The organism is Gordonia sp. NPDC003422 (assembly GCF_053588675.1).
Genome location: NZ_JBSFQL010000054.1, coordinates 1 through 6630, shown reverse-complemented (window position 1 = coordinate 6630; position 6630 = coordinate 1). Strand labels below are relative to the sequence as shown.

The 6630-nt window shown below is 61.9% G+C and carries 4 protein-coding genes and 3 pseudogenes; 2 read left to right on the top strand and 5 right to left on the bottom strand.

The window, feature by feature from the left end; all coding sequences use genetic code 11:
- Positions 1 to 68: 68 nt before the first annotated feature.
- The 5 genes and pseudogenes from ACWDTF_RS24550 to ACWDTF_RS24530 form a co-directional block, all read right to left on the bottom strand.
- A pseudogene (locus ACWDTF_RS24550) lies at positions 69 to 1186 on the bottom strand (IS3 family transposase); the annotation flags it as partial.
- Positions 1187 to 1205: 19 nt separating this feature from the next.
- Entirely contained in the window at positions 1206 to 1640 is a 435-nt protein-coding gene (locus tag ACWDTF_RS24545; protein WP_187589362.1) for a hypothetical protein, read from the bottom strand.
- Between the two features lie 31 nt (positions 1641 to 1671).
- Positions 1672 to 1980 (bottom strand): IS3 family transposase, encoded by a 309-nt coding sequence (locus tag ACWDTF_RS24540; RefSeq protein WP_005194694.1) that lies wholly within the window; start codon positions 1978 to 1980, stop codon positions 1672 to 1674.
- 113 nt (positions 1981 to 2093) lie between these two features.
- Positions 2094 to 5117, bottom strand: coding sequence for an MMPL/RND family transporter (locus ACWDTF_RS24535; RefSeq protein WP_005194693.1), 3024 nt, complete (start codon positions 5115 to 5117; stop codon positions 2094 to 2096).
- A gap of 91 nt (positions 5118 to 5208) precedes the next feature.
- On the bottom strand, positions 5209 to 5817 hold the full coding sequence (locus ACWDTF_RS24530) for a TetR/AcrR family transcriptional regulator (RefSeq protein ID WP_005194691.1): 609 nt from the start codon (positions 5815 to 5817) through the stop codon (positions 5209 to 5211).
- Positions 5818 to 5925: 108 nt separating this feature from the next.
- Here ACWDTF_RS24530 and ACWDTF_RS24525 point away from each other — a divergent pair.
- Positions 5926 to 6084 (top strand): annotated as a pseudogene (locus ACWDTF_RS24525) (PaaI family thioesterase); the annotation flags it as partial.
- Positions 6085 to 6196: 112 nt separating this feature from the next.
- Positions 6197 to 6526, top strand: a pseudogene (locus ACWDTF_RS24520) (helix-turn-helix domain-containing protein); the annotation flags it as partial.
- Positions 6527 to 6630: the final 104 nt, after the last annotated feature.

The following is a 6630-nucleotide window of genomic DNA, read 5'->3' as shown; positions in this document are numbered from 1 at the left end:
GATCGGGATGATGAGTCCGGTCGACTACGAGAACACCGCAGTCACCGAGCCCGAAGCCGCATAGAGGAGTCCTCCACGATTCCGGGGGAACCACACTCGGTCTTGTAGAGGCCGTTCGCTGATTCGATCAGCGCGTTGTCGTAGGCATCTCCCACCGATCCGATCGACGCAGAGATACTCTCCAGTGAGAGTTTCTGCGTCAACCGTGTTGACGTGTACTGCGATCCTGCATCCGAATGGTGTATCAGCTCACCATCTTTGACAGGATGACCATCGCGGTCACGTTGCCATAGCGCCATCCGTAGAGGGATGGTCACCAAGGTGGCGTCCTTGCTCGTGGAGGCATGCCAGGCCACGATCTTGCGGGAGAACACATCGATGATGAACACGACGTACACCCATCCGGACCACGTTCGGACGTAAGTGAAGTCGGTGACCCACACACGGTTCGGTTCGGCAGCACAGAACGTGCGGTTCAACAGGTCTCCGGCCCGGATTCCATCCGTGGACGGGATCGTTGTTCGGATACCTTTGGAACGACGAATACCATTGAGGTGCAACATCTTCATCGCGCGGTCCACCGCACCGTAGGACACCCCTGGCATGCTGGTGCGGTCCAGAAGTGCACGCATCTTCACGCGTCCGTAGAGCCCTTCCGGGGTGAGCCGCCGCCGTCCCTGGTGATCGACCCGCCACGCGACCTCACGTACCGCATCGACAGTCTGGGCGTCGCTGATGGTGCGTGCGGCGGGCCGACGCGAACGCCAGGCCCGATAGGTGCGTGCGGCGATCTGGCAACCCTGCTCCCGCAGGACTCGGCAGATCGACTCGACCGCTACACCTTCAGCTCGCATCGTGTCGATGAACGCGATGATCATCGATTGCGGGGGTCGAGTTCCCCCGCGAAGAAAGTCGTCGCCGCTTTCAACACCGCCACGTCCTCACGCAGTTGCCGGTTCTCGGCCTTGAGCTTCTTGATCTCGGCCGATTCCTCCGAGGTCACGCCCGGGCGTTGCCCGGTATCGACTTGATTCTGCACCGCCCACCGGCGGACCGATTCCTTCCCAACGCCGACCTGCTTGGCCACAGCCTCGGCCGCCGCTGTCAGCGACGCATACTCACCACCATGGGTCTGCAACAACCGCAACGCCCGCTCACGGACCTCTGGATCGATCTTCTTCGGCATAACGCTCATCCTTCCTAACTCAGAAGGAAACGGCATCAAACCTAGGGTGATTCACGTCCTTGATTGCACACAGATAGAGCTTGCCCTCACGGGTGTGGTGTTCGGTGATACCAGTGAGCCACAACCGATGTGGCTCCTCGGCGGTGAAGTCGCGCTGGACCAGATCATCGTGGACTGGTGGTCCCGGTCGTCGGCCGTTACGACCTCGCTTCTTGCCGAACACCGACCACCAGGCGTTGTCGCGGCAGATCCGCCACGCGGTCCGCTCGGCCATCGACTCACCCACGGTGGCGGCTTCCCCGGCGAGGAATCGGTAGCCGAATTCCGGGTCCTCGCGGTGGGCATCGAACAGGGCATTCGCCCGATACGCCGCGGCCAGCTTGGCATTGGTGACCGGGCTGGCCAGCCACCGGTAGTAGGGCTGGCGCGAGAGCTGAAGTACCCGACACGACACGCGACGGCAATCCCGTCGGCGGCGAGCTCTTTCACGAGCGGGTACAGCCTTTTCCCGGCAGGTTCGCCTGCGATAGATACGCCGCCGCTCGACGCAGCACCTCGTTCTCCTGCTCAAGCAGGCGGATCCGCTTACGGGCCTCGCGCAGTTCAGCGGACTCGGTCGAGGTCACGCCAGGGCTGCGGCCCCCATCAATATTCGCGCGTCGCATCCACTTGTGCAGCGTCATCGGGTGCACACCGAAGTCGTTGGCGACCTGCTCGATCGTGACGCCTTCTCCACGATCACGAGCCACCCGGATCGCATCGTCTCGGAGCTCCTGGGGGTACGGCTTGGGCACAGCTACATCCTTCCCGACCGCCCGAAGGCAAGCCAGATCAGATGTCACCTATCCGTGCAGCAGTCCCTAGCGACAGTCCCGCGCGGATACTGGGGAACTAAACCAGGAGTACGTTAAACGGTTTCGTTGTTCGGCCACCAGCTGGTTTTGCCTAGTAGTGTCGCGATGGCCGGCACGACGATGGTGCGCACTATAAAGGTGTCGAGCAGTAGTCCGATACCGATGATCAGTCCAACTTGGGTCATGATGGAGATCGAGCCAGCCATGAGGCCGAACATGCTGGCAGCGAAGATGAGGCCGGCCGAGGTGATGACCGATCCGGTGTTGGTGACGGTTCGTAGAACGCCGATTCGTATGTTGTTCTGGGATTCCTCGCGTAGGCGAGAGATGAGCAGCATGTTGTAGTCTGCGCCGACGGCGACGAGGACTATGAAAGCCAATAGCGGTACAGGCCAGGCGATCTCGGTTTTGAGGATGTGTTGGAAGATTAGGACGCCGATGCCCAGTGCCGCGGTGTAGTTGAGGACGACGGTTCCTAGGAGATACAGCGGTGCGATGAGTGCTCGGAGGAGAAGGATTAGGATCAGGCCGACGATGATGAGGGTTGCCAGTGCCAGGAGTTGAAAGTCGTCGGCGAGTAGGCGTTGCAGGTCGGCGTTGATGGCGGGGAATCCGGCGATTGCGATGTGGGAGTCCTCCAGGGTGGTGTTCGGTCTGGCGGCGTTTGCAACATCGGTGATGGTGTTGGTCAGTTGTATGGCTTCGGTGCTGTAGGGGTCGAAGCTGGTTTGTATTGCGTAGCGCACGGTATGGCCGTCGGGCGAGACGAATTGGCGAGCGACATCGACAAAGCGGCGGTCTGCGTTGGCTTGAGGTGGCAGGTAGAAGCCGGTCGCGGAGTCTGTTCCGGCGGTTTCGCGGGCGGAGGTTTGGAGTTGCGTGGCTAGGGTGGCCATCCCGGCTAGTTGCTGAAGGTTGCTGTCGATCAGCGCGGACACGCCGTCGGCGAGTTGTCGTGATCCTGCGGCGAGCTGACTCACGCCAGTTTGGAGTTGAGTGATCTTAGCGGGCAGGTCTTGGTTGTTGATGGTGCTCAGGGTGGAGTTGAGGGAGTTGACGGTTGCGGTGAGTTGGTCGGTGACCGTCGTGAGGGGTGTGTCTAGTTGTGCGAGTTGTGTTGACAGGGTGGTGATCTGGTCGAGCAGTCCACTCCCTAGTGTGGCGTTGAGGTCGCGAATCTGTGCGCGCAGGGTTGCGCACTGGGGGACTTGGGCGCACCAGGGCGCTGAGTCGAGGAGGGGTAGGATTGAGGTCACTGTTGTCAGCGCCGCGGATGTTTGGCGGGTCAGGGCGGCAAGTTGTGGGGCGTTCTGTGAGGCGCGGTCGAGTGCGGGCGCGGACGCGGCGAGCTGGCGCAGGAGTGGTTGGTACTGCTGGATTTGTTGACCGGCGGTGCTTGCTTGGGTGAGGATACCGGCGAGTGGCGTCAGGTTGAGGCGTAGCTGGGTGTCGAGTTGGGCCAGCCCGTCGGCGAGCTGGTTGGCACCGGAGCGCAACTGCTCGAGGTCGCCTTTTCGTTGCTGGCCGTCTGCGACGGCGCCTGCCACCTGGTCCCCGATCTGACCGTTCTGCCACGACAGCTCGGCCTGTTCGAGTTTGTCGCCGGTGGGGCGGGTGACGCCGATGACGCGAGTCACCCCGGGAATTTGGGATACCCGCGAAGCCATCTGCTCGAGGTCGGCAAGTCCGCTGGCGGTGCGTAGGTCGATCGGCGCATCCACCACAAGAAACTCAGCAACCGTCACATCTGTGGGGAAATGGCGGTCAAGCAGCGCATATCCCTGGTTGCTGTCGGTCGTCGCGGGTTGGCCCTGGCGGTCGTCATAGGTGATGTGGATACCCATCGCGATCGTGCTCAGCACGATCAGCCCCACCATCGTTATAGCGAGAAGGGGGACTGGGCGGCGGACGACAAGCACCGCCACGCGATTCCAGTACTTGCGCGTGAGGTCTCGTCGGGGGTTGCCCCAACCGAAGCGGGCTGCCCACTGCAGCACCGGCGGCAGCAAGGTGACAGTGGCGAGGAACCCGATGAGGATCGCGATCGCGCAGGCCGGACCCAAGGTGGAAAAGACGCTCAGTTCGCCGAACGCCATAGCCAGGAATGCCAGTGCCACCGTCGCCGCCGAGGCCAAGATGACCCGTCCGATCGTCGCTGTAGCGTCCACAAGAGCATCCGCGGTAGGCGCGCCTTGGCGCAACCGCTCGTGATAGCGGCTGATGAAAAAGACTGAGTAGTCCACCCCGGCCCCGAGCAGAATGACCGTCATGAATGCGACGGTGAACTGAGACACCGGCATTCCGAGCTCACCTAGTGCGGACAAGACGCCGCGGCCCACCCCAAGGCTGACACCAATCACCAGCAACGGCACCAGTGCTGTGAACAGCGATCGGTACACCACCAGCAAGATCAGGGCGATCAGCGCGACTGTGGCCAAAGTGATCACGACCAGGTCGCTCTCGGCACTCACGATCTGATCACTGAAGGTGGCTGCGGGTCCGGTGACATGAACCGCGGTACCAGTATCTTCAAACACCCGGCGTGCGGTTTCGCGGACGGTTTCCACCGCATGAGTCGCCGCCGGACCGCCCAGGGTCCCCGAGACCCCGACGGGCAGATACCAGGCCTTGCCATCCTCACTCAACGCCTGGCGGGCAGTGATCGGATCCGACAGCAAGTCACGAACCGATTGCACATCGTCAAAATTTTCACGGAGCTGTAGGACCAACGCGTCGTATCGCTCTCGCGTGACCTCTGTAAGCCCATTCGGGTTCTCCATGGTCACGAAGACAGTGGTCTTAGCGCCCTTTTCCCCGAATGCGCCACCCATTTGATCAAGAGCTTGAAAGGACGGAACCCCTGCAGGGATCGGATCTACCGATTGCTGCCGCACCACCGTCTCCAACTGAGGAAACAGCACCGCCAACACCACCCCGACAGCTATCCACACCCCGATGACCAGGGACTTGTGCGTCAAAGTGAACCGCGCGATTCGTCCCAACGTGGAGCTGTACTCGCTGCGCTCGACCAACGGCCGCCTTGCCAAGCGCTTGTCATCGGGACGATGGACCACCATACGCAGTACCTCACCAACTCATCTGGCCCACAGTGGAACCATCGGTAGCGCTACGCTACAAGTTGTAGCGTAAAAGTGGAAGGCGGTGAGGCTATGTAGGCGGGCGCCGCCTGTGCGCCGCAAGAAAGTCATCGACGAGGCGCTCGAGATCAGCGACATCCATCGCGCGAATCCCGGTGAGCTTGGCGAAGACCAGAGGGCCTGCCAGCTGAGTGATCGCCATGGTCAAGTCCGGATCGTCGAGTTCAGCGGCGGCCGCGCTACTTGTCAACACTCGATCAAAGGGTTCTCGGTACTGGTTGACTACGCGCATCCGCAACGGCCCCAATGCGTTTGGTTCTTCGCCAGGTTGCTTGGGAACCATTGCCAACCAAGCCAGTGTGGTCAACTGCAACGGAGCCTGTTCGATGAGAGCAGCCTGGCGTTGCATCAATGTGACCAGGTCATCGCGAATCGATTGCGAGGTTTCAGGGTTGTCCACCTGAGGCAACAACCGCTCGAAGGCTGCTGCCACCAGGTCCGTGGTGCTCTCAAAATGTCGATACAGCGTGGTGCGGGCTACGCGAGATAGCCGGGTTACAGCCTCCACGGTGACCGCTTCGACCCCACCGCTGCTGAGCAGGGTCGCGGCAGCATCCAACAACCGCGCCCGCGAGCGAACCCGCCTCGGGTCCACATCATCGATATCGGCGATCTCCACCCTTGCCCACTTCCCGCTCCAGACCAACAGCACAAACGATACCGTCGGTAACAGAACGAAACTGCGAGTGCTCGAACACCGAACGAGGACCGCAGAGAGGACCACCCAATGGGCTTCGATCAGCGGCTACCAGCGCACTCGCCATCATGTATGGGATGTGGCAGCGACAACCCCAGCGGACTCCAGCTCGAGGTATACAGGCATGACGACCACGTCTACGCTGATCTAACCTTCGACGAACGCCAATCAGGAGCACCCGGCCTAGCTGTACCGACCCGGGACGTTAGGTACGGCGTTCGGCGAGTCGACGTGACATAGGGAAGACCTCCGAGTGAGGTGTGGAGCTGTCTAAGAACCGCTCCTCAACCCGGAGGTCTTCATGTCCCACCGTAATTCACCGCTGTCCCCGACTGGCCGGTTGCGTCTGGCTCGGTGTGTTGTGGACGACCGGTGGCCACTGCGCCGCGCAGCTGACCGGTTCAACGTGTCAGTCACCACGGCCAAGCGATGGGCGGATCGCTACCGCGACCACGGGCCGGCCGGAATGGGTGATCGGTCCAGCCGGCCCCGATCGTGTCCGCATCGCACCAGCCGGCGCCGGGAACGCCGGGTCGTCGGGTTACGCGTCTCCCGCCGCTGGGGGCCAGCCCGGATCGGATACCACCTGGGGTTGAACGTCTCCACGGTGCACCGCATCCTCACCCGCTACGGCTGCCTATGTGGTTCCCCCGGAATCGTGGAGGACTCCTCTATGCGGCTTCGGGCTCGGTGACTGCGGTGTTCTCGTAGTCGACCGGACTCATCATCCCGATC